This is a genomic window from Streptomyces sp. NPDC059740 (assembly GCF_042733155.1).
GTDB lineage: Bacteria > Actinomycetota > Actinomycetes > Streptomycetales > Streptomycetaceae > Streptomyces.
Window position 1 is genome coordinate 1 of record NZ_JBHWGP010000042.1, and the last position, 22,243, is coordinate 22,243.

Below are 22,243 nucleotides of genomic sequence, written 5' to 3' on the forward strand. Positions count from 1 at the left end.
GCCGTACTCGGCTGACCTGCGGCCCGGGCCTCCCGCGCAGAGTGCTCCGACGTCCACGCCGCCGGCGCAGAGCGCCCCACCGGCATCCGCCCCCCCGGCGGGGCCCCGCCCCCCCCCCCGCCCGGGGGGGGGCCGGCGGCCCCGGCGTTCTCCGGTGATTCGGGGGCCGGCCGGCACCATCCTCCCCCGGGGCCTGCGGCCCACCCGCACCCCGCGTCCCGCACCACCGCGTCCGGTGGCGGTGACGGACTCGGCTTCCGCACGGGAGGGGCGGACCGCGGCGCCGTCACGGGAGCGGCTCCCGTTCGCCCTCGCGGACACCCTCTGATCACCGCTGTGATCAGCATTGATCGATCAGTCGTCCGATTCGCCCGGATTGTCACTAACTAAATAGTGATCGACCGCTAAAGTCCGTCCACTTTGCTGCCGAAGAGGTCAGTGACTCTTCACTCACGGACCGTTCCGGCTCGTCCCGACGACCGGGGCCCGTGTTCCTTCCTTCCCGCCACTCCCCCAGGAGGCCCGGTGTCTGTTCTCCTCGAGCAACCCTCCAGCCTGGTCGCCTACCGCCCGAACAAGCCGACGGCCATGGTCGTCGTGGCCGACCCCCGTGTCCGCTCCACCGTCACCCGCCACCTGTGGGCGCTCGGTGTGCGCGACGTGATCGAGGCGTCGTCCATCGCGGAGGCCCGCCCCCGCGTCGGCAGCCCGCGCGACATCTGCGTTGCCGACGTCCACCTGCCCGACGGCTCCGGCCTCACCCTGCTGTCCGAGACCCGGGCGGCGGGCTGGCCGAACGGCCTCGCCCTGTCCGCCGCGGACGACATCGGCGCGGTGCGCAACGCCCTCGCCGGCGGCGTCAAGGGCTACGTCGTCACCGGCACCCGCACCAACCTGGGCATCCCCGGACGCCCGGGCGGTGCACCGCTCGGTGCCGGCGCCACCCGCCTGCACCGCCGCCCCCCGGGCGCCCCCGGTCACCCGGGCGGCTACCGCGAACTCTCGGGCCGTGAGGTCGAGGTACTGCGCCTGGTGGCCGAGGGCCAGTCCAACAAGGCCATCGGTGTCTCGATGGGCCTGTCCGCGCTGACCGTCAAGAGCCACCTGGCTCGTATCGCCCGCAAGCTCGGTACCGGCGACCGCGCCGGCATGGTCGCCGTCGCCCTGCGTACCGGCATCATCCACTGACCGCCCCCCTCTCCCCGTCCGACCGCGTCCTTCCCTCCGGACCGCCGTCCGGTACCCCCTCTCCCCCTTCCGCCCGGCACGTCCCGGGCCCGCCGGCACCGCCCGGAAGGCCCCTGTGACCTGCCGAAGACCACGTCGAAGCCCGTCGAGGGACCGTTCCCCCGACGGGCTCGGCGCGTTCCCCGATACCCTTGACCGGTGACCGACGCCGAGAAGACCGCAGCAGCCGCGCCCCCGCGCACCAGCTCAGAGACGCCTCCGGAAACCCGCCCGGCACCGGTCCCCCTGCTCGAACCCCGCGAGGGCATTCCGCCGGTCACCACCACCCCCGAGGCGCTCGCCGAGGTCGTCGCGGCCGTGGCCGCCGGCACCGGGCCGGTCGCCCTCGACGCCGAGCGGGCCTCCGGCTACCGCTACGGACAGCGCGCCTACCTGATCCAGCTGCGCCGGGAGGGCTCGGGGAGCCACCTGATCGATCCCGTCGCCTGCCCCGACCTCACCTCCCTCAACGAGGCGATCGGCGACGAGGAGTGGGTGCTGCACGCCGCCACCCAGGACCTGCCGTGCCTGCGCGACATAGGCATGTCACCGGTCAGGCTCTTCGACACCGAGCTGGCCGGCCGGCTCGCCGGCTTCCCCCGCGTCGGCCTGGGCGCCATGGTCGAGAACGTGCTGGGCTTCGCGCTGGAGAAGGGCCATTCCGCCGTGGACTGGTCCTCGCGCCCGTTGCCGGAGCCCTGGCTGCGCTACGCCGCCCTCGACGTCGAACTCCTCGTCGACCTGCGCGACGCCCTGGAGGAGGAGCTGGCCGCGCAGGGAAAGCTGGAGTGGGCGCAGCAGGAGTTCGCCGCCATCGCCGCGGCCCCGCCGGCGCCGCCGCGGAAGGACCCGTGGCGCCGCACCTCCGGGATGCACAAGGTCCGCCGCCGTCGGCAGATGGCCGTGGTGCGGGAACTGTGGAACGCGCGCGACCGCATCGCACAGCGCCGCGACGTCTCCCCCGGCAAGGTCCTGGCGGACGCGGCCATCGTCGAGGCGGCGCTGGCGGTGCCGGTGAACGTCCAGGCACTGGCCGCGCTGCCGGGGTTCGGCAGCCGCACCGGGCGCCGTCAGCTCGACCAGTGGCAGGCGGCGGTGGACCGCGCCCGGGCGCTGCCGGAACGCGAGCTTCCGCAGCCGGGTCAGGCACAGGGCGGACCGCCCCCGCCGCGGGCCTGGGCCGACCGGGACCCGGCTGCCGCCGCGCGGCTCGCGGCGGCCCGCTCCGCGGTGAGCACCCTCGCCGAGGAGCTGAACCTGCCGCAGGAGAACCTCATCACGCCCGACACCGTGCGGCGGCTGTGCTGGGAGCCACCGGCCGATCCGTCCCAGGCATCGGTGGCCGCGTTCCTCACGGCCCTGGGCGCGCGCCCCTGGCAGGTCGAGCACGTCTCGCCGCTGCTGAGCCAGGTGCTGGTGGAGACCGGGGAGTAAGGACCTCGGCCGGGGCCGCCTCCCCGTGGCTCCCCGGCTCCCGGTGGTGCCTCACGCATTGCCGGCCAGCAGCCGGGTGACCTCCTCGTCGGAGACCTGCGTGAAGTCGTCGTACCACTCGCCCACCGCGAAGAAGCTGTGCGGCGTGTGGAGGCAGACCAGTTCGTCGGTCTCCGGCCGCAGCGCCGCCACCGTGTCCGGCGCCCCGACGGGCACCGCGAGCACGATCCGGGCGGGCCGCTCGGACCGGACCGCCTGCAGGGCGGCGCGGGAGGTCATGCCGGTCGCCAGGCCGTCGTCGACGAGGAAGACGGTGCGGTCGGCGATGCGGGGAGCCGGGCGGCCCGGCCGGTAGGCCTCCTCGCGTCTGCGCATCTCGGCGCGTTCGCGCTCGACGTCCCCGGCCATGTCCTGCGGTGTCAGCCCCAGGTAGGCCAGGGACCCGGTGTCGAAGAGCGGCTCGCCCTCCCCCGCCACCGCCCCGACGGCGACCTCGGGGCGGCCCGGTGCGCCGATCTTGCGCGCCACCAGGACGTCCAGCTCGGCCGCCATGTCGCGGGCCACCTCGGCGGCCACCGGCACCCCGCCCCGCGGCAGGGCGAGGACCAGCGGGTCGGTCCGGCTCTCCGGCCAGCCCACACCGGCCTCGTCGGTGCGGTCCTCACCGTTGACCGGTTCGCGCAGTCGCTCGGCGAGGTAGAGACCGGCCTGCCGTCGGTCCGTGAAGCGCATCCCGTACTCCTTACCGCTGGTGGCGCCCGGCGAGGCCGGTGCCCCGCCGGGCGGCGAGGGCGGACCCGCACCCCGTCCGCGAGGTCGGGTACCCCGGGACTACGGCGTCGGTTCGGGGGCCGGCACGGGTCCGGGGGCCGGGCCCGGCTCGGGTCCCGGTGCGGGCGGCGTGGGGTCCGGGGGCACGGGGTCGGGTCCGGGCCCGGGCGGCCCGGGTTCCGGCACGGGGTCGGGGCCGGGGGCCGGCACGGGGCCGGGTCCGGGGCCCGGCTCGGGTCCGCCCGGGCCCGGTGTGGGGCCGGGGTTCGGCGGGACCGGTGTGGGGTCGATGGGGCCGGGGCGTCCCGGCGGTTGCGGAGTGGTCACCGTCATCCCTCCTTCAGCGGGGCGGTGGACGCGGCGGCCCGCGCCGCACCGCCGGACGTCGACGTCCTGGACCTGTTCGGGTTCCCCCCAGGGCACCACCCAAACGGGCGAACGGGCCGCGCGCGGTCCTCCCGCGGCGCGCACACTGCCCCCCACCGGCAGGCGGCGGGTGGCCACGCACTGCGCCGGGCGGCCCCGCCACCGCGTCCGCCCGGCGTCGGGGCGGTGCCCGGTGGGAAGGTAACCGGGCATGACCGTCGACCGCACCCTGGTCCGTCCGGCGTCCGCCACGGACCTCAAGACCGTGGCGGACGTCTACGCCCACTACGTCCGCCACACCGTCGCCACCTTCGCCGAGACACCGCCCACGGTCGCCGACTGGGAGGACCGGTTGGCCGACCTGGCCGAGCGCGGGCTCCCCTTCCTCGTCGCCGAGTCGGCCGGTGAGGTGGCCGGCTTCGCCTACGCGGGGCCCTGGCGTCCGAAACCGGCCTACCGCCACACCGTGGAGGACACCGTCTACCTGGCCCCCGACGCCGTCGGACGGGGCCTGGGGACCACCTTGCTGACGTCGCTGATCACCGAGGCCACCAGGGCCGGCGCCCGGCAGATGATCGGAGTGATCGCCGACACCGGCGGCCGGACCTCCCTGGGGCTCCACCGACGCCTGGGGTTCGCCGAGGCAGGCCGGCTGGTGAGGGTCGGGTACAAGCACGGCCGCTGGCTGGACACGGTTCTGGTGCAGCGGGCACTGACCGCCGGGTGACGGCCGGCCCCGGCGCGCCGGGTGTGACCTTCGCCGCTTGTCCGCCGGGCGTCCGCAGGCCGTCGACACGGTGGTTACCCGCAAGTAGCATGACGGTGCGGCGCGCTGTGACCGTGCGCCCGCAGCAGTGCCACCCCGCACCTGGAGGAGAGCCAACGTGCCTCGTACCGCTAGGGACGTCGTCTTCGTCGACGGCGTCCGCACCCCGTTCGGCAAGGCGGGCCCGAAGGGCATCTACCACGAGACCCGCGCTGACGACCTGATCGTCAAGTGCATCCGGGAGCTGCTGCGCCGCAACCCGGACCTCGACCCCGCCCGTATCGACGAGGTGGCCGTCGCGGCGACCACCCAGATCGGCGACCAGGGCCTCACCCTCGGCCGCACGGCCGGCATCCTGGCGGGCCTGCCGCAGAGCGTCCCCGGCTACTCCATCGACCGCATGTGCGCGGGCGCGATGACCGCGGTGACGACGACCGCCGGCTCCCTCTCCTTCGGCGCGTACGACGTGGTCGTCGCCGGCGGTGTGGAGCACATGGGCCGCCACCCGATGGGTGAGGGCGTCGACCCCAACCCGCGCTTCGTCTCGGAGAAGCTGGTCGACGAGTCGGCCCTGTTCATGGGCATGACGGCGGAGAACCTCCACGACCGTTTCCCGCACATCACCCGGGCGCGCGCCGACGAGTACGCCGTACGCAGCCAGGAGAAGGCCGCCAAGGCCTACGCCGACGGGAGGATCCAGGCCGACCTGGTCCCGATCTCGGTGCGCCGCACCAACGAGGAGGCCGGTGAGACGGGCTGGGGCCTGGCCACCGCCGACGAGCCGATGCGCCCCGGCACCACCCTGGAGGGCCTGGCCGGCCTCAAGACGCCCTTCCGCGCCCACGGCCGGGTCACCGCGGGCAACTCCGCGGGCCTGAACGACGGCGCGACCGCCTCCCTGCTGGCCGCCGAGGACGTGGCGCGCGAGCTGGGCCTGCCGGTGAAGATGCGCCTGGTCTCCTACGCCTTCGCGGGTGTGGAGCCGGAGGTCATGGGCTTCGGCCCGATCCCGTCGACGGAGAAGGCGCTCGCCAAGGCCGGCCTGTCCATCGACGACATCGGCCTGTTCGAGATCAACGAGGCGTTCGCCGTCCAGGTGCTGGCCCTGCTGGACCACTACGGCATCGCCGACGACGACCCGCGCGTCAACCAGTACGGCGGCGCGATCGCCTTCGGCCACCCCCTCGCCTCCTCCGGCGTGCGCCTGATGACGCAGCTGGCCCGGCAGTTCGAGGAGCAGCCGCAGGTCCGTTACGGCATCACCACCATGTGCGTCGGCTTCGGCATGGGCGGCACGGTCATCTGGGAGAACCCGCACTTCGAGGGGGCAGGCAAGTGAGCACCACCACCGAGCTGTTGAAGGGCGCAGCCGAGCTGTTCCCCGACGAGGTCGTCACCAGCGCCCACGTACGCCACCTCGACCTTCCGTCGAACGCCGGCAGGTTCGCGCTGATCACGCTGGACAACGGGCACGACCACACCAAGCCGACCACCATCGGCCCGCAGTCGCTCGCCAACCTCAACACGGCGATCGACCAGGTCGAGAAGGAGGCCGCGGCAGGCGAGATCGTCGGTGTCGGGGTGACCGGCAAGCCGTTCATCTTCGCCGTCGGCGCCGACCTCAAGGGCGTCGAGCTGCTGAAGTCGCACGAGGACGCGCACGCCATCGGCCAGGGCGGCCACGACGTCTTCAAGCGGCTGGCGGGCCTGGCGGTGCCGACCTTCGCCTACTACAACGGCGCCTCGATGGGCGGCGGCGTGGAGATCGGTCTGCACTGCACCTACCGGACGGTCTCCGCCGCGGTGCCGGCGTTCTCGCTGCCCGAGGTCTTCCTGGGCCTGGTGCCGGGCTGGGGCGGTTGCGTGCTGCTGCCGAACCTGATCGGCGCCGAGCGTGCCGTCAGCGTCGTCATCGAGAACTCCCTCAACCAGAACAAGCAGCTCAAGGGCGGCCAGGTCTACGACCTCGGCATCGCCGACGCGCTGTTCGAGGGCGCCGACTTCCTGGAGCAGTCGCTGGCGTGGACGGCCTCCGTCCTCAAGGGCGAGATCTCCGTGGAGCGCGCCGAGCCCGACCGCGGTGAGGCCTGGGACGCCGCCGTGGCCAAGGGCCGGGCGATCGCCGACTCCAAGGTGCACGGCGCCGCGCCGGCCGCCTACCGGGCGCTGGACATCATCGCCGCCGCCAAGGACGGGGATCTCCAGGCCGGCTTCGACGCCGAGAGCCAGGCGCTCGCCGACCTCATCATGGGCGGTGAACTGCGCAGCGGCATCTACGCCTTCAACCTGGTGCAGAAGCGGGCCAAGCGGCCGGCTGGCGCGCCCGACAAGAGCCTGGCGCGCAAGGTCACCAAGGTCGGCGTGGTCGGCGCGGGCCTGATGGCCTCGCAACTGGCGCTGCTGTTCGCCCGCCGCCTGGAGGTGCCGGTCGTGCTGACCGACATCGACCAGGAGCGGATCGACAAGGGCGTCTCCTACGTCCACGGCGAGATCGACAAGCTGCTGCTCAAGGGCCGCGTCCACCAGGACAAGGCCAACCGCCTCAAGGCGCTGGTGTCGGGCTCCCTGGACAAGGCGGCGGCGTTCGGTGACGCGGACTTCGTCATCGAGGCCGTCTTCGAGGAGATGAGCGTCAAGCGGCAGGTGTTCGCCGAGGTGGAGGCCGTGGTCCCGGAGACCGCGATCCTCGCCACCAACACCTCCTCCCTCTCGGTCACCGAGATGGCCGCGGAGCTGGCGCACCCCGAGCGGGTCGTGGGCTTCCACTTCTTCAACCCGGTGGCGATCCTGCCGCTGCTGGAGATCGTCCGGGCGGAGAAGACCGACGACGCGGCGCTCGCCACCGCCTTCTCGGTGGCCAAGTCGCTGAAGAAGACGGCGGTGCTGGTGAAGGACGCGCCGGCGTTCGTCGTCAACCGCATCCTCACCCGCTTCATGGGCGAGATCCAGAACGTCATCGACGAGGGCACCCCGGTGGACGTGGCCGAGCGGGCCGTCGAGCCGCTGGGCCTGCCGATGTCGCCGCTGGTGCTGCTGGAGCTGGTGGGCCCGGCGATCGGCCTCCACGTCTCGGAGACGCTCCACGGCGCCTTCCCCGAGCGTTTCACCGTCTCGCCGAACCTCAAGGCGGTCGTCGAGGCCGGCAAGCGCGGCTTCTACGTCCACGACTCCGGCAAGCCGGAGCTGGACCCGGAGGTCGCAGCCCTCCTCAAGCAGGGCGACACCGTCCTGACCGAGGAGCAGGTGCGTGACCGGGTGCTGGACGCGGTGGCGCAGGAGATCGGCCTGATGCTGGACGAGGGCGTCGTCGCCGAGGCGCAGGACATCGACCTGTGCCTGATCACCGGCGCGGGCTGGCCCTTCCACCTGGGCGGCGTCACGCCGTACCTGGACCGCGCGGGCGTCTCCGAGCGCGTCAACGGCAAGCGGTTCCTGGCCCCCGGCGTGGCCAGCGTCCCGGCCTAGCCGGCGTCCCGGTCTGACCGGCGGACGGCGGTTGGCAGGAGGGGCGGGCGCTTCCCGGCGGGAAGTGCCCGCCCCTCCGCCGTGCCCGGGGGCGGCGACCGCGCGCCCGCTCACCCGTCCGCCGACCGCGCCCACCGCCGCAGCACCACCACGGCCTCCTCCCGCACGCTTCCCGGCACCTGTTCGGCCGGCAGCGCCCGCGACTCCTTCGGCAGGGCCAGCTCCCGGTACAGCCGGCGGTCCGCCAGGCCGCAGGCGGCGACGTCGTCGGTCGTGGCGGCGTGGACGACGCGCGTCACTCCGGCCCAGTAGCAGGCGGCCAGGCACATCGGGCAGGGCTCGCTGCTGGCGTAGAGGACCGCGCCCTCCAGGACGGGCCGTCCCAGGGACCGCCCCGCGGCCCGCAGCGCCTCGATCTCGGCGTGTGCCGTGGGGTCGTTGGCCGGGGCCACCCTGTTGCGCCCCTCCCCCACCGTGCGGCCGTCGAGCACGACCAGGGCGCCGAAGGGACGTCCACCGGCGTCCACCGCCTGCTGGGACAGGTCCACGGCGCGCTGGAGGAGGGCTTCGGGGTCGGCGGTCTGCACCACGGTGGGCTCTCCTTCACGTCGGCTGCGTGTCCCGTCCCGGGGACCTGCCGCGTACCCGGGGCTGCCCGGGCGACACCGGAGGCGGCGGACGAGGGGCCGGGCCGCCCGGGGCGTCGGCGGGCGTCGGGGCCGGTGCGGTGGCCGTGGGGGGCGGAGGACGGGCGTCCCGCCCTCCCGTGCCCGCCGGCGGTCCGGTTCGGCCGGTGGCCGGAAGGATGACAGGCTGGGGTAATGCTTCCTGTGGTGATCGTCGACGCGGCCAACGTCGTGGGGTCCGTCCCCGACGGGTGGTGGCGGGACCGGCCGGGCGCCGCGCGCCGGCTCCGCGACGCCCTCGTCCCGCTCGCCGCCGAGGGCCTGCCGGGCCTGGTGGACGGCCCGGTCGAGCTGGTGCTGGTGGTCGAGGGGGCGGCGCGCGGCGTCGAGGAGGTCCCGGGGGTGCACGTCGTGGCGGCCCCCGGGAGCGGCGACGACCGCATCGTGGAGCTGGCGGCCGAGGAGGCCGGGAAGCGCCGGTGTGTGGTGGTGACCGCCGACCGCGAACTGCGGTCCCGGGTCCGGGCGCTGGGCGCGGAGGTCACGGGGCCTTCGAGTGTCCGCGGTCGGCCTGGCCCTCCTCCGGCGTGAGTGCGTAGAGCACCGCTCCCCCCACGCTCCCCACCCGGTGGTACCCCCGCAGCAGGTGGCGCAGTTCCGGGACGCGCCGCGGGCCGTAGGCCTGGCCCAGCGAGTCGTCGACGACGAGCCGCGGCGGGTGGGTCCGCAGTTCGGCGCGGAGCACGTCCCAGGAGCCCGGTACCCCGTACGCGGCGCCGACCGTGGCGGCCGGGCGGCCGCCGGCGTGGTTGGTCAGCAGTCCGGCGGTGAGGAACCGGGTGGCCGGCGGACGGTCGGCGAGCCAGTACTGCTCGGGGTGCATGCCCCACAGCCACACCGCCTCACCGGGGGCGGTGCGCGCCCGGACGGCGTGTGCGACCTCCTCGGAGTGCCGCAGCCATGACGGCTGGGTGAGGAGGCCCCAGGTGAGGAAGGCGGTGCAGGAGACGCCGCCCAGCACCAGCGCGGTCGTGGCGGTGCGGGCCGGCAGCCGGGAGAGCGCCGCTGCCGCCAGCAGGACCAGCGGCGGCACCAGCTCCAGGTAGTAGTGGCCGAAGAAGTGCAGGCCCAGGGTCACGCCCAGCAGCGCGCCGCCCAGCCACCACCGCACCTCCGCGGGGGCGGCCCGCGGGCGGCGCAGCGCCGGCCAGAGCAGCCCCGCGCTGCCGGCGGCCAGCAGCGCCGCGTTGCCCGCCGCCCGGCCGAGCGCGACGGCCAGGCCGGCGGTGGAGAAGAGGTAGGTACCCGAACCCGACACCGTCCAGAACAGGAAGCCGGCAGGCGAGGTCGAGGCCGCGGCGGCCAGGAGGGGCAGGGCGAAGCCGGCGGCGACCCGGCCCGCGGCGGCGGTGCGGGGCGCCAGGCCGGGGACGGTGCGCAGCAGCAGGCACGCCACCGGCAGCAGCGCCACCGCGCCGGTCTGCCGGGTGAGTGCCGCAGCCGCGGCGCACAGACCGGCGGCACCCCAGCGGCGGTGGTCGGCGCAGACGAACGCCGCCACCGCCCAGGGCAGCATGAAGACTTCGAAGAGCGCCGCCTGCGCGTCCTGCGGGTTCAGCCCCACCGACGCCGTCAGCGCCAGTACGCCCGCCACCCACCCGGCACGCTCCCCGTGTCGCCGACGTGCCAGGTGGGCGAGCAGGACCGCCGTCGCCAGCCCCGCGAGAAGGGCCAGTACCCGCACCGGCCACAGCGACCGGTCGCCGAAAACGGCGAAGCAGGCCCGGTAGAGCCAGGGCAGCAGCGGCGGTTTGCGGTCCACCACCGTGGTGTAGAGCCGGCCGCCGGCGGCGAGTATCCGTGCCTGGGTGGCCAGGTAGCCCTCGTCCGGGTTCCACACGGGGCGGCGGAAGGAGGGCAGGCGGGTGACCACGGCGAGGGCGGCCAGGGAAGGCAGCAGCCGCCCCCAGTAGCGCCGCCGGTCCGCGGTGCGGGCCCACGCGGCGGACCGGCCGGGGGCCGGGGCGGGAGCGGCGGGGAGGTGGGTCGGCACGGCCACAAGGTAAGCGGGCCGGGCGCCGGCGGCCCGGGACGACGCGGGCCGGCGACCACGGTCACCGTAACGTGTCAGCGCCCGCGAACGGGGGGCCGCTCGGCGTGCAGCCGGCTGTGCGCGCGACCGTAGGCGAAGTAGACGACCACGCCGATCGCCATCCAGATCCCGAACCGCAGCCAGGTCTCCGCGGTGAGGTTGAGCATCAGCCACAGCGAGGCCAGTACCGAGAGGACCGGCACCACCGGGACCCAGGGGGTGCGGAAGGCCCGGGGCAGGTCGGGCCGGGCGGCACGCAGCACGAGCACCCCGGCGGCGACGATGACGAAGGCGAACAGGGTGCCGATGTTGACCAGTTCGGCGAGGACGTCGATGGAGGTGAAGCCCGACACGAGAGCGACGATCACTCCCAGGCCGATGGTGGAGCGGTACGGCGTGCCGAAGCGGGGGTGGACGCGGGAGAAGACGCGCGGCAGCAGCCCGTCCCGGCTCATGGCGAAGAACACGCGGCTCTGGCCCAGCAGCAGGATCATGCAGACCGAGGTCAGCCCGACGGCGGCGCCGAAGCTGACGACGTCGGCGAAGAAGGGGTGGCCGACCGCCTTGAAGGCGTCCGCCAGCGGCGCGTCCGTCGACAGGTCGCTGTACTTCTGCATGCCGGTGACGACGAGGGAGACGGCCACGTACAGCAGGGTGCAGATGGCGAGCGAGCCCAGGATGCCGCGCGGCACGTCGCGTTGCGGGTTGCGGGTCTCCTCGGCGGCGGTGGCGACGATGTCGAAGCCGATGAAGGCGAAGAAGACCACGGCGGCGGCCGAGAAGATGCCGGTGCCGCCGTAGTTGGAGGGGGTGAAGCCCGCCATGAGCTGGATCAGGGTGGCGGACAGGCCGCTGCCACCCGTGGCGGGCTGCGAGGGCGGGACGAACGGGGTGTAGTTCGCGCCGGAGACGAAGCAGGCGCCGGCGACGATGACCAGCAGCACCACGGTCACCTTCACGCCGACGATGACGTTGGTGACGAGCGAGGACAGCCGCATGCCGGCCACCAGGACGGCGGTGATCACCAGCACCAGGACCGCCGCGAGCAGGTCGAACCCGAACCGGCCCTCATGGGTCCCGGAGAGCGCCTGGGGCAGGTGCGCGCCGGCGCTGTCCAGCAGCGAGCGGATGTACCCCGACCACCCCACCGCCACCACCGCGCACCCCAGGGCCAGCTCCAGGACGAGGTCCCAGCCGATGATCCAGGCGGGCAGCTCCCCCAGCGAGGCGTAGCCGAAGGTGTAGGCGGAGCCGGCCACCGGGACGGTCGAGGCGAACTCGGCGTAGCACAGGGCCGCCAGGGCGCAGACGACGCCGGCGACGATGAAGGCGAGGGCGACGGAGGGTCCCGCGTTCTCCTTGGCGATCTTGCCCGTCAGGACGAAGATGCCGGTGCCGATGACGACACCGACCCCGAAGACCGTGAGGTCGAGTGCGGAGAGCGACTTGCGGAGTCCGTGCTCGGGCTCCTCGGTGTCCGCCAGGGACTGCTCCACCGACTTGGTGCGGAAGACCCCGCGCTCCCGGGGACCGTCCTGCCGCGTGCTGCTCACCACGTACCTCCGCGCTCGACCGACACCTGTCCCACTGGTCGAGTCTGATGACTGCTCACACGGGGCGGGTCGCAACGTGGCGCGGCGGCGGGACTATTCACCCGATGGGGGCGCTCGGCGTGCGGTCGGGCGTGCGGGGCTGACCTGCGTGGACTCCCCGGCGGTGGCGGCTCGGGGCGGTTCCGGCGCGTCACCGGGCGGGACCGGGTACAGCCGAGGCCGGCGGGACGCCACTGGGTCCCGCCGGCCTCGGGTGCCGGTGGCCGCGGCTTGAGGAGCCGCGGGGCCGTCAGTCGCCGACGACCTCGGCGGCGGGCTCCGGCTGGGCCTTGCCGGCGTCCAGCCGGCCGTCGATGCGGGAGACCAGGCCGGTGACCTGACGGGCGATCGCCGGTGCGGTCAGCCCGATCTCGGCCAGGATCTCGTCGCGGGAGGCGTGGTCCAGGAACTTCTCAGGGATGCCGAAGTCCCGCAGCGGAAGGTCCACCGAGGCGTCCCGCAGCGCCTGCGCGATCGCCGAACCGACGCCGCCGGTGCGGGAGTTGTCCTCCACGGTCACCACGACCCGGTGGGTGGAGGCCAGCGCGGGGAGCGCCGGGTCGACCGGCTTGACCCAGCGGGGGTCGACCACCGTGGAGGAGATGCCCTGCTTGTCGAGGAGGTCGGCCACCTCCAGGCACATCGGGGCCAGCGCGCCGACCGAGACCAGCAGGACGTCGGGGCGGTCCCCCTCGCCGCTCGGCTCGCGCAGCACGTCCATGCCGCCGACCTGCCGCAGCGCCGGGACGGCCGGGCCCACCGAGCCCTTGGAGTAGCGCACCACGGTGGGCGCGTCCTTGACCTCGACGGCCTCGCGCAGCTGGGCGCGGAGCTGGTCGGCGTCGCGCGGGGCGGCGAGCCGGAGCCCGGGGACGCACTGGAGGATGGACATGTCCCACATGCCGTTGTGGGAGGCGCCGTCGGAGCCGGTGACACCGGCGCGGTCCAGGACGAAGGTGACGCCGCACCTGTGCAGGGCCACGTCCATCAGGAGCTGGTCGAAGGCGCGGTTGAGGAAGGTGGCGTAGACGGCGAAGACCGGGTGGAGGCCGCCGGTGGCCAGGCCGGCGGCGGAGACCGCGCCGTGCTGCTCGGCGATGCCGACGTCGAAGACCCGCTCGGGGTAGGCCTCGGCGAAGCCGTGCAGGCCGACCGGGCGCATCATCGCGGCGGTGATGGCGACGATGTCGGGGCGCTCGGCACCGAGCTTGACCATCTCCTCGCCGAAGACGCTGGTCCAGTCGGCCCCGGAGTGCTTCACCGGCAGACCGGTGTCGGGGTGGATGACGGGGACGGCGTGGAACTGGTCGGCCTCGTCCTGGCGGGCCGGCTGGTAGCCGCGGCCCTTCTCGGTGAGGCAGTGGACCAGCACGGGGCCGCCGAACCGCTTGGCGCGCTGCAGGGCGGACTCCACGGCGGCGACGTCGTGCCCGTCGATGGGGCCGACGTACTTCAGGCCGAGGTCCTCGAACATGCCCTGGGGGGCGATGAAGTCCTTCAGGCCCTTCTTCGCGCCGTGCAGCGTGTCGTACAGCGGGCGGCCGACGACCGGGGTGCGCTCCAGAATGTCCTTGCCGCGGGCGAGGAAGCGCTCGTAGCCGTCGGTGGTGCGCAGGGTGGCCAGGTGGTCCGCGAGGCCGCCGATGGTCGGAGCGTAGGAGCGCTCGTTGTCGTTGACGACGATGACGACCGGGCGGTCCTTGGCGGCGGCGATGTTGTTGAGCGCCTCCCAGGCCATGCCTCCGGTGAGGGCGCCGTCACCGATGACGGCGACCACGTGGTCGTCGCGGCCCTGCACCTGGTTGGCCTTGGCCAGCCCGTCGGCCCAGCCCAGCACCGTGGAGGCGTGGCTGTTCTCGATGACGTCGTGCTCCGACTCGGCGCGGGAGGGGTAGCCGGACAGGCCGCCCTTGGCGCGGAGGCGGGAGAAGTCCTGGCGCCCGGTGAGGAGCTTGTGCACGTAGGACTGGTGCCCGGTGTCGAAGAGGACCCTGTCCCGGGGCGAGTCGAAGACACGGTGCAGGGCGATGGTCAGTTCGACCACGCCGAGGTTGGGGCCGAGGTGGCCACCGGTCTTGGAGACCGCGGAGACCAGGAACTCACGGACCTCCTGCGCGAGCCGCTCCAGCTCTTCCACGGTGAGGGAGTCGAGGTCGCGCGGGCCCTTCACGCGGGTCAGCAGCTCCCGCGAGTCGCCCGTCACCACCTCGGTTTGACGCGCCGTGCGCGGCACCTGTGGCACTGTGCCTCCTTGCTGTCGAGCTGTCTGTCAAGTTGTTCGAACGTCGAGCTGCTCTCGTCGCTCGGGTCCGTTCGGGCCGTTCCGGTCGTTCAGGTTCGCATGTCCGGTGCCGATCTCTCGACTCCGTCGTCGATCTGCCGAGTCTAGTGTTCCGTCTCGCGGACCGACGCCCGGGATGTGCGATCTATGTCACCCGGTCAGGTGAACGCGTACGAGTCCGCCGCACGGTTCCCCGGCGGGCCGACCCGTCCCTCAAGGGGACGGGCCCGGGCGCGCCGCGGGTTGCGCGGACGCGGACGGGACCTCGTCACACCGGTGCGGTCCGGGTCGTGGAAGGGGCCGGGCGGCAACGGCGCGGCCCCCGCCGGAGAAGCCCGGCGGGGGCCGTTTCTGCCGTGCGGCACCGGTGGCGGTCAGGTGCGGCCGGCGGTCTTCTGGGTGCGGCGGGAGACCGAGTCGATCACGACGGCGGCCAGCAGGACCGCGCCGGTGATCATGTACTGGATCGAGCTGTCCATGGACAGCAGGTTCAGGCCCTGTTCGATGGAGGTGATCACCAGCGCACCGAGCAGCGCGGACCAGACCTTGCCGCGACCGCCGAAGAGGCTGGTGCCGCCGATGACGGCCGCCGCGATGACGTCCATCAGCGTGTTGCCGCCGCCCAGGTCGCGGGTGGGACCGCCCTGGAGGCTGGCGGTGAACAGGCCGCCGATGACGGCGAGGGCACCGGAGAGGGCGAAGACGATGATCCGGACCTTGGCCACGTTGATGCCGGCGCGGCGCGCGGCCTCGGCGTTGCCGCCGACGGCGAAGACCTGCCGGCCGAAGGTGGTGCGGCGGGCCACGAAGTCGGCGATGACCAGGATCGCGAGGAAGACCACCAGCGCCAGCGGCAGACCGCGGGAGCCGTCCATCTCGTTGAGGACGTAGGCGACCACGAAGGCGATCACGGCGACGACGACGGTGCGCACCACGATCTCGCCGACGGGGCGTGCGGTCAGGTTCGCCGCCCTGCGCCGCTTGGCCTCCAGCAGGAGCGAGCCGGCGTAGGCGAGCACCGCGACGACCGCGAGGCCGTAGGCGGCGGCCTTGTCGGCGAAGAAGTACCCGGTGAGGTCCTCCACGATGCTGCCGCTGGGGACGTTGAGGGAGCCCTCGTCGCCCATCAGCAGGATCTGGAAGCCGCTCCAGCCGAGGAAGCCGGCGAGGGTGACGACGAACGCAGGGACGCCGACCTTGGCGAAGAAGAAGCCGTGCAGCGCGCCCATCGCCAGGCCCGCGAGGAGTGCGCACAGCAGCGCGACCCAGTCGTTGAGGTGGTGGGTGACGCTCAGCACGCCCCACACGCCGGCCCCGACGCCCGCCACCGAGCCGACCGACAGGTCGATCTCGCCGAGCAGCAGCACGAAGACGATGCCGACGGCCATGATGCCGGTGGAGGCGATGTAGACGCTGATGTTGGTCAGCGAGTCGGCGGAGAGGAAGTGGCTGTTGGCGATCTGGAAGATGATCGCGATCAGCACCAGGCCGATGATGACCGGCAGGGAGCCGAGCTCACCGCCGCGGATGCGGCGCTTGAAGTCGTTCCAGTAGCCGGCCATCCCCTCCTCCCGCACCAGCAGGCGCGGGTCGACGGCGGGTGGCGGCGGGGTGTCGACGGCGGCGGTGTCCGCGCCGTCCGCCTCCGAGGAGGTCGTCTTGGTGAGGTCGCTCATCACGCCTCCTCCTTCGTCTCTTGCTCCTGCTGCGCCGGAACGGTCTCCGGCGCCTTTGCCGGCTCCCGGGCCTCGACGGTGCGGGCCTTGCGGCGGGTGACGGCGTTGTCGGTGGCGCCGGTGATGGCGGCGATGACCTCTTCGGCGGTGGTGGTCGCGACGTCGAAGACACCGTTGTTGCGGCCCAGCCGCAGGACGGCGACCCGGTCGGCGACGGCCTGCACGTCGGCCATGTTGTGGCTGATGAGGATCACGCCGAGGTCGCGCTCGCGCAGCCGCTCCACGAGGTCGAGGACCTGGGCGGTCTGCTCCACGCCCAGGGCCGCGGTCGGCTCGTCGAGGATGACGACCTTGGGGTCGCCGACCAGGGCGCGGGCGATGGCCACGACCTGCCGCTGGCCGCCGGAGAGGGAGGCGACGGGGATGCGGACGCTGGGGATGCGGATGGACAGGGTGTCCAGCAGCTCCTGGGCGCGCTTCTCCATGGCTATCTCGTCCAGCACCGAGGCGCTGCGCAGCTCGCTGCCGAGGAAGAGGTTGGCGACGACGTCGAGGTTGTCGCACAGGGCCAGGTCCTGGTAGACGGTGGCGATCCCGAGGTTCTGGGCGTCGTGGGGCTTGCTGACGGTGACCTCGCGCCCCTCCCACTCGATGGCGCCCTCGTCCACGGGGTGGACCCCGGAGATGGTCTTGACCAGGGTGGACTTGCCGGCTCCGTTGTCGCCGACGAGGGCGACCACCTCACCGGGGTGGATCTCCAGGGACACGTCCGTGAGCGCCTGGACGGCGCCGAACCGCTTGGAGACCGAACGCAACGCCAACACGGGCGTAGCGGACACGTGCATCATCTCCTTCACCGCCGGGTCGGCGGGAATGGTGCTGGGGGCGGGTGCTCGCGAGGAGCGGTCCGGCGCCCGCCCGCGCCCAGGGCGGGGTGGGCTCGTGGGGCGGGTCCCGTGGCAGTGGCCGTGGGACCCGGCGGGCGTCCGGACCGGTCGGTGGGGCCGCGGAGGGAAGACCTCCGCGGCCCGGCGGGCGGGTGCTACTTGATGCCGGCCTTGTCGCAGGCCGCCTTGAACTGCCCGTTGCAGATCTGCGAGACCTTGTAGACGCCGTCCTTGATGATCGTGTCCTTGATGTTGCCCTTGGTCACGACCTGCGCGTCGTAGAGCTTCGACGGGATGTCCTTGACCTCGCCGCTGAGGTCGTCGACCTTGGTCGGGGCGAAGGAGGAGATGCTCTTGCCCTTCAGCAGCGCCACCGCGATCTGGGCGGTGGAGTCCGCCTGCGGCTGGATCTGCTTGTAGATCGTGTAGGTCTGGGTGCCGGCGATGATGCGCTGCAGGCCCGCGAGCTCGGAGTCCTGGCCGCCGATCGGCACCTTGATGCCGTGCTTGCTCAGGGCGGCGATGGCACCGCCGGCCTCGCCGTCGTTGGCGGCGTAGACGCCCTGGAAGCCGTCCTTGCCGAGCGCGTCGATGGCGGCGCCCATCTTCTTGTTGGCCTCATCGGCCGACCAGGCGGGGATGTCCTGCTCGTACACGATCTTCTTGACCTTCTTGTCGAGCACGGTGTGGGCGCCGCGCTTGAAGAAGGGGGCGTTGGGGTCGGTGGGCGACCCGTTGATCATGACGACGTTGCTGTCCTTGGCCTTGTCGCCGAGCGCGTCGACGAGGGCCTGGCCCTGCAGGCGGCCGATCTTCTCGTTGTCGTAGCTGATGTAGGAGGAGATCTTGCCCTCGGCCAGCCGGTCGTAGGCGATGACCTTGACGCCCTTGGCCGCGGCCTGGTTGACCCAGGACTTGGTGGCCTTGTAGTCGACGGCGTCCAGAATGATCACCTTGATGCCCTGGGTGACCATGGCATCGAACTGCTTCTTCTGACGCTGGGTGTCCTGCGTGGCGTTCTGGTAGGAGACGTCGCAGTCGGAGCACAGCTCCTTGATCTTCTTGGTGATCAAGGGGCGGTCGAAGGTCTCGTACCGGGTGGTCTTGTTCTCCGGCAGCAGCAGACCGATGGTCTTGCCGTCGCCGCCGTCCTTCTTGTCGTCGCTCCCGGCCTTGCCACACGCGGCCACCGAGAGGGCCATAGAGATCGCAGCGGTGCCTATGACAACGCGACGCGTCCATGCGTTCATTGGGGTGCCTCCCTGACATGGCCGCGTCGTTGCGGCCGAGGTGCCTGGAAGTCAACTCGGCCCGCACCAGAGCGTCAAGGAGTTAATACTTAACGAGATGACAACGGTGCCATGCGTTAGCTCAGTGAACGCAGTGCGATGACGGGGGAGTTCGGCCGCCACCCTGCCTCGTGCACCCCGCCGGGGAGCCCGGCAGGCCCGCGGCCGGCTCCCGGGCCGGCGGCTCCCACCCGCCACCGGGGGGCCTGGGCGGCCGTCCACGGCCGTGCGCGACCGCCCGCGCGTCCCCGGGCCACCCCGGGGGCTCCGCACCGCTCAGGCGATGGCCTGCCGCTCCTCGACGGGCCTGGCCACCTCGCCGTCCAGCAGGGTGGAGTCGCCCATCTCGCTCAGCACCAGCGCCAGGGCCCCCAGGACCTCCGCCCGGCCGCCCAGGCTCCCGGGGACGACGGCGAGCTGGCGCGCGGCGCTCGGGATGGCGTAGCGGGAGACGGACTCCCGGATGGGGTGCAGGACGAGTTCGCCCGCCTCGGCGAGGTCGCCGCCGAGCACGATCCTGCTGGGGTTGAGGAGGTTGCAGAGATTGGCCACGCCGCTGCCGACGTGCCGGCCGATGTCGGCGACCACCCGGCGGCATCCCGGGTCCCCCTCGGCCGCCAGCCGGACGACCTCGGTCATGGTCAGGTCGGGCCCGTGGCTGGAGTGCAGCAGCGGCAGCACGTACCGGGCCGCGGTGAAGGTCTCCAGGCAGCCGCGGTTGCCGCACCGGCAGACCGGCCCGGACTCGTCGAGGGTGATGTGGCCGATCTCACCCGCCGTGCCGCCGGGTCCGCGGTAGATCTGGCCGCTGATGACCAGCCCGGCGCCGACGCCGCTGGCGACCTTGATGTACGCCAGGTCGGCCACGCCCCGGCCGCTCCCCCACACCAGCTCGCCCAGGGCGCCCAGGTTGGCGTCGTTGTCGACGTAGACCGGCACGCCCAGCCGGGCCGACAGCTCGCGGCTGGGGTTGGCGCCGGACCAGCCCGGGAGGATGGCGGTGGAACCCAGGGTGCCCGACTCCACGTCGATGGGGCCGGGGACGCCCAGCCCGACGCCGATGACCTTGCCCCGCTCCACCCCGGTGCTGGTCAGCAGCCGGGTGACGAGTTGCTCGGCACGGTCGAAGCCCTCGGCGGCGGAGGCGTCGACGTCGATCGGCTCGGTGTCCTCGGCCAGTACCTGGTGGGCGAGGTTGCCGACGGCCACGCGCAGGTGGGTGTGGCCGAAGTCGATGCCGACGACGACCCCGGCGTCGGCGGAGAGGGAGACGCTGCGGGCCCGGCGGCCCCCGGCCGAGGTCGGGGTGACCTCGACGGTCCCGCCCTCCTTCAGCTCGCGCACGATGTTGGAGACGGTGGCCGCCGACAGTCCCGTGGTCCGGGCGATCTCGGCCTGGGTCAGGGAGCCGGCCATGCGCACGGCACGTACGACCCGCTCGAGATTGGCCCGGTGCAGCGACGACTGCGAACCCGGAGTCTCCATTGACTCATCCACTCCCACCTGCGGTGGACGGCACGACGACCGTCCGCCGGCCAGGCCGCGACACCGAGACCCGGCTGTCTCCAACATATGAATCTAAGCTGAGCTGCCCAGGCCACCTCCCGTCAAGTCCTTGACGGGTACGAGTACCGGTCCGCTTCCTTTTACCTTCGCCGGCCGCCCCTCGGCGCCCGTTCGCGCGGGCCCGGCCCCGGACGTGCGCGGGCGGCGGCCGGGTCCGGTTACAGCCGTGCCCAGCCGCCGCCGCGGTCGAACCTCTCCCCGCGGGGCCCCGGGAGGCGCAACGGTGCTCCCCGGGGCGCGTCCGGCTACTTGACGGCGCCTGCGGTCAGGCCTGCCACGACCTGGCGCTGGAAGACGATGTACACCGCCAGCACCGGCAGCATGGCCATCACCAGGCCGGCGAACAGGCCCGACCAGTCGCCCTTGTAGCCCTGGCTGGTCGCCAGGGCCACCAGCCCCTGGGAGAGCACCCGGCTGTTCGGGTCGGTGTTCAGCACCGTGGGCAGCATGTACTGGTTCCACTGGCCGAGGAAGTTGAAGATGCCGACGCTGATCAGACCCGGCCTGGCCATCGGCAGCATGACCTGGAAGAAGGTGCGGGTGTGCGAGGCGCCGTCGATGAGTGCGGCCTCCGCGACCGAGGAGGGCAGGGTGCGGAAGAAGGAGGTGAGGAAGAAGACGGTGAACGGCAGCGAGTAGGCGATGTACACCAGGATCAGGCCGTGCAGGGTGTTCCCGAGCCCCAGGTTCTGCATGACGTAGAACAGCGGCACCAGCGCCAGGATGATGGGGAAGCTCATCCCGCCGACGAACAGGTAGTAGACGAACCGGTTGCCGGGGAAGTCGAACCGGGCCAGCACGTAGGCGACCATGGAGCCGAGCAGCAGCGTCCCGAAGAGCGAACCCGCCACCACGATGATCGTGTTGAGGAAGTAGTCGCTCATGTGCGCCTGCGACCAGGCGCGTCCCCAGTTCTCGAAGTGCAGGGTGTCGGGGAGCGACCAGGGCCGGGTGAAGATCGACTTGTCGTCCTTGAAGGACGTCATGACGGCCCACAGCAGCGGCATGATCACCAGGACGGCCCAGGCGATCAGGATGCCGTGCGAGAAGACGTTGAGCACGCCGCCGGACCGTTCCTGCCGGTCCGGCCGCGCCTCCTTGCCGACCGCGCCGCCGCGCGGCGGTGTGGTCCCGGCGGGGGCGGTGACGTCGGTGGTCTTCATCAGTACTCCAGCCGTTCGCGCCGTCCCAGCCGCATCACCAGGCCCGCGAAGAGGAGGGTGACGGCGAGGAGGGCGACGCCGATGGTGGTGGCGTAGGCGGCCTGTCCGTCGCGGAAGGCCTTCTGGTAGACGTACAGCGGCAGCACGGTGGTGGCGTCCGCCGGACCGCCGGGTCCCACGCTCATGACGTTGACCACGGTGAACGCCTCGGCGCCCAGGGCCAGGATGCCCATGTAGACCCACCCCGACTGCACGGTGTCCCACAGCAGCGGGAGCGTGATGCGGAAGAAGGTCGTGAAGCGCCGGGCGCCGTCGATCAGGGCGGCCTCGTAGAGCTCCGCGGGGATGGAGGACATGCCGGCGGAGAAGAGCACCACGAAGAAGCCGACCTGGCTCCAGACCAGGACCGCCATGATGCACCACAGCGCCAGGTTCGGGTCGCCGAGCCACTCGGGCTGGATGCTGGAGAGCCCCACCGCGTCCAGGAAGGCGTTGAGCGCGCCGCTGTTGGGGTTGTAGGCGAACTGGAAGAGCAGGGCCACGATCACGATGGAGAGGACCTGCGGGAAGAAGTAGACCACCTTGTAGAAGGCCGAGCCGCTGACCCCGCTGACCGCGGCGCCCTTCCGCCTCCGGCCGCCCACGTTGAGCATGAACGCGAAGAACAGCGCGATGGCCAGCACCACGACGGGCAGCATGACCACGTAGACGACGCTGTGCTGCAACGACTTCCAGAAGGTCCCGTCCTGGAACATCCGGGCGTAGTTGTCGAAGCCCACCATCTTGAAGTCGGGGCTCAGCCCGGACCAGTCGGTGAAGGAGTAGTAGATGGACTGGACGAAGGGCCAGATGACGAACAGCGCGTAGAGCACCAAGGGTATGACGAGGAATCCCGCGATGAAGCGGTACCTGCCGTGTCGCATCTTCCCACCGACCCCGAATCCTTGACGACCGTCCGTCTTACCGTGCCGGGTCGGGCGGGGGCCGCGCGGGGGCCCCGCCCCAGACCCCCCCCCCCCCGTCCGAGGAACGGCCGGGGGCC

The 22,243-nt window shown here is 72.7% G+C and carries 17 protein-coding genes; 6 read left to right on the forward strand and 11 right to left on the reverse strand.

Annotation, left to right across the window (positions count from 1 at the left end; translation table 11 throughout):
- The first annotated feature begins 525 nt into the window (after positions 1-525).
- On the forward strand, positions 526-1,188 hold the full coding sequence (locus tag ACFV3R_RS30215; protein WP_385589772.1) for a LuxR C-terminal-related transcriptional regulator: 663 nt from the start codon (positions 526-528) through the stop codon (positions 1,186-1,188).
- A gap of 198 nt (positions 1,189-1,386) precedes the next feature.
- Complete coding sequence (locus ACFV3R_RS30220; RefSeq protein WP_385589774.1) at positions 1,387-2,661, forward strand: HRDC domain-containing protein; 1,275 nt, start codon at positions 1,387-1,389, stop codon at positions 2,659-2,661.
- A 51-nt stretch (positions 2,662-2,712) separates the two neighbouring features.
- Here the strand turns inward: ACFV3R_RS30220 and ACFV3R_RS30225 are convergent, their stop codons facing one another.
- Positions 2,713-3,393, reverse strand: a complete 681-nt coding sequence (locus tag ACFV3R_RS30225; protein ID WP_385589776.1) for a phosphoribosyltransferase — start codon at positions 3,391-3,393, stop codon at positions 2,713-2,715.
- A gap of 616 nt (positions 3,394-4,009) precedes the next feature.
- On the opposite strand from ACFV3R_RS30225, the gene ACFV3R_RS30230 reads away from it, so the two are divergent.
- The 3 genes from ACFV3R_RS30230 to ACFV3R_RS30240 all read left to right on the forward strand — a co-directional run bounded on the left by ACFV3R_RS30230 (position 4,010) and on the right by ACFV3R_RS30240 (position 8,029).
- Positions 4,010-4,525 carry a GNAT family N-acetyltransferase gene (locus ACFV3R_RS30230; RefSeq protein WP_385589778.1) on the forward strand — a complete coding sequence of 172 codons (516 nt, stop codon included), beginning with the start codon at positions 4,010-4,012 and terminating at the stop codon, positions 4,523-4,525.
- Between the two features lie 157 nt (positions 4,526-4,682).
- Positions 4,683-5,903, forward strand: a complete 1,221-nt coding sequence (locus tag ACFV3R_RS30235) for a thiolase family protein (protein ID WP_385589780.1) — start codon at positions 4,683-4,685, stop codon at positions 5,901-5,903.
- On the forward strand, positions 5,900-8,029 hold the full coding sequence (locus ACFV3R_RS30240; RefSeq protein ID WP_385589782.1) for a 3-hydroxyacyl-CoA dehydrogenase NAD-binding domain-containing protein: 2,130 nt from the start codon (positions 5,900-5,902) through the stop codon (positions 8,027-8,029). The genes ACFV3R_RS30235 and ACFV3R_RS30240 overlap by 4 nt, the downstream gene beginning before the upstream one ends.
- Positions 8,030-8,139: 110 nt before the next feature.
- On the opposite strand, the gene ACFV3R_RS30245 is transcribed toward ACFV3R_RS30240, so the two are convergent.
- A complete protein-coding gene (locus ACFV3R_RS30245; RefSeq protein WP_385589784.1) occupies positions 8,140-8,619 on the reverse strand; it encodes a nucleoside deaminase in 480 nt (159 codons plus the stop codon).
- A gap of 231 nt (positions 8,620-8,850) precedes the next feature.
- Here ACFV3R_RS30245 and ACFV3R_RS30250 point away from each other — a divergent pair, with 231 nt between their 5' ends.
- The gene (locus ACFV3R_RS30250) at positions 8,851-9,246 is read left to right on the forward strand and encodes an NTP pyrophosphohydrolase (protein WP_385589786.1); all 396 of its coding nucleotides are present in this window, start codon (positions 8,851-8,853) and stop codon (positions 9,244-9,246) included.
- Here the strand turns inward: ACFV3R_RS30250 and ACFV3R_RS30255 are convergent.
- The 9 genes from ACFV3R_RS30255 to ACFV3R_RS30295 form a co-directional block, all read right to left on the reverse strand.
- The gene (locus ACFV3R_RS30255; RefSeq protein ID WP_385589788.1) at positions 9,197-10,708 is read right to left on the reverse strand and encodes an ArnT family glycosyltransferase; all 1,512 of its coding nucleotides are present in this window, start codon (positions 10,706-10,708) and stop codon (positions 9,197-9,199) included. The two genes, ACFV3R_RS30250 and ACFV3R_RS30255, sit on opposite strands and share 50 nt — an antisense overlap.
- Before the next feature lie 74 nt (positions 10,709-10,782).
- Positions 10,783-12,300: an amino acid permease gene (locus tag ACFV3R_RS30260; RefSeq protein ID WP_385589790.1), complete on the reverse strand. Its 1,518-nt coding sequence runs from the start codon at positions 12,298-12,300 to the stop codon at positions 10,783-10,785.
- Between the two features lie 289 nt (positions 12,301-12,589).
- Complete coding sequence (gene dxs, locus ACFV3R_RS30265) at positions 12,590-14,521, reverse strand: 1-deoxy-D-xylulose-5-phosphate synthase (protein ID WP_385589834.1); 1,932 nt, start codon at positions 14,519-14,521, stop codon at positions 12,590-12,592.
- Positions 14,522-14,994: 473 nt separating this feature from the next.
- Positions 14,995-16,296: a sugar ABC transporter permease gene (locus tag ACFV3R_RS30270; RefSeq protein WP_385589792.1), complete on the reverse strand. Its 1,302-nt coding sequence runs from the start codon at positions 16,294-16,296 to the stop codon at positions 14,995-14,997.
- Positions 16,296-17,144 (reverse strand): ATP-binding cassette domain-containing protein, encoded by an 849-nt coding sequence (locus ACFV3R_RS30275; protein ID WP_385589794.1) that lies wholly within the window; start codon positions 17,142-17,144, stop codon positions 16,296-16,298. Before ACFV3R_RS30275 ends, ACFV3R_RS30270 begins: the two co-directional genes overlap by 1 nt.
- 194 nt (positions 17,145-17,338) lie before the next feature.
- Positions 17,339-18,433 carry a sugar ABC transporter substrate-binding protein gene (locus tag ACFV3R_RS30280; RefSeq protein WP_385589796.1) on the reverse strand — a complete coding sequence of 365 codons (1,095 nt, stop codon included), beginning with the start codon at positions 18,431-18,433 and terminating at the stop codon, positions 17,339-17,341.
- A gap of 315 nt (positions 18,434-18,748) precedes the next feature.
- A complete protein-coding gene (locus tag ACFV3R_RS30285) occupies positions 18,749-19,957 on the reverse strand; it encodes an ROK family transcriptional regulator (RefSeq protein ID WP_385589798.1) in 1,209 nt (402 codons plus the stop codon).
- Between the two features lie 326 nt (positions 19,958-20,283).
- Positions 20,284-21,201, reverse strand: coding sequence for a carbohydrate ABC transporter permease (locus ACFV3R_RS30290; protein WP_385589800.1), 918 nt, complete (start codon positions 21,199-21,201; stop codon positions 20,284-20,286).
- Positions 21,201-22,124: a carbohydrate ABC transporter permease gene (locus ACFV3R_RS30295; RefSeq protein WP_385589802.1), complete on the reverse strand. Its 924-nt coding sequence runs from the start codon at positions 22,122-22,124 to the stop codon at positions 21,201-21,203. Before ACFV3R_RS30295 ends, ACFV3R_RS30290 begins: the two co-directional genes overlap by 1 nt.
- Between the last annotated feature and the right edge of the window lie 119 nt (positions 22,125-22,243).

Excerpts from the sequence above, each read along its gene's own strand:
- ACFV3R_RS30225 (WP_385589776.1), bottom strand. The coding sequence starts at position 3,393 with ATGCGCTTCACGGACCGACGGCAGGCCGGTCTCTACCTCGCCGAGCGA.
- ACFV3R_RS30230 (WP_385589778.1), top strand. The coding sequence starts at position 4,010 with ATGACCGTCGACCGCACCCTGGTCCGTCCGGCGTCCGCCACGGACCTC.
- ACFV3R_RS30250 (WP_385589786.1), top strand. The coding sequence starts at position 8,851 with ATGCTTCCTGTGGTGATCGTCGACGCGGCCAACGTCGTGGGGTCCGTC.
- ACFV3R_RS30270 (WP_385589792.1), bottom strand. The coding sequence starts at position 16,296 with ATGAGCGACCTCACCAAGACGACCTCCTCGGAGGCGGACGGCGCGGAC.
- ACFV3R_RS30275 (WP_385589794.1), bottom strand. The coding sequence starts at position 17,144 with ATGATGCACGTGTCCGCTACGCCCGTGTTGGCGTTGCGTTCGGTCTCC.
- ACFV3R_RS30280 (WP_385589796.1), bottom strand. The coding sequence starts at position 18,433 with ATGAACGCATGGACGCGTCGCGTTGTCATAGGCACCGCTGCGATCTCT.
- ACFV3R_RS30285 (WP_385589798.1), bottom strand. The coding sequence starts at position 19,957 with ATGGAGACTCCGGGTTCGCAGTCGTCGCTGCACCGGGCCAATCTCGAG.
- ACFV3R_RS30290 (WP_385589800.1), bottom strand. The coding sequence starts at position 21,201 with ATGAAGACCACCGACGTCACCGCCCCCGCCGGGACCACACCGCCGCGC.
- ACFV3R_RS30295 (WP_385589802.1), bottom strand. The coding sequence starts at position 22,124 with ATGCGACACGGCAGGTACCGCTTCATCGCGGGATTCCTCGTCATACCC.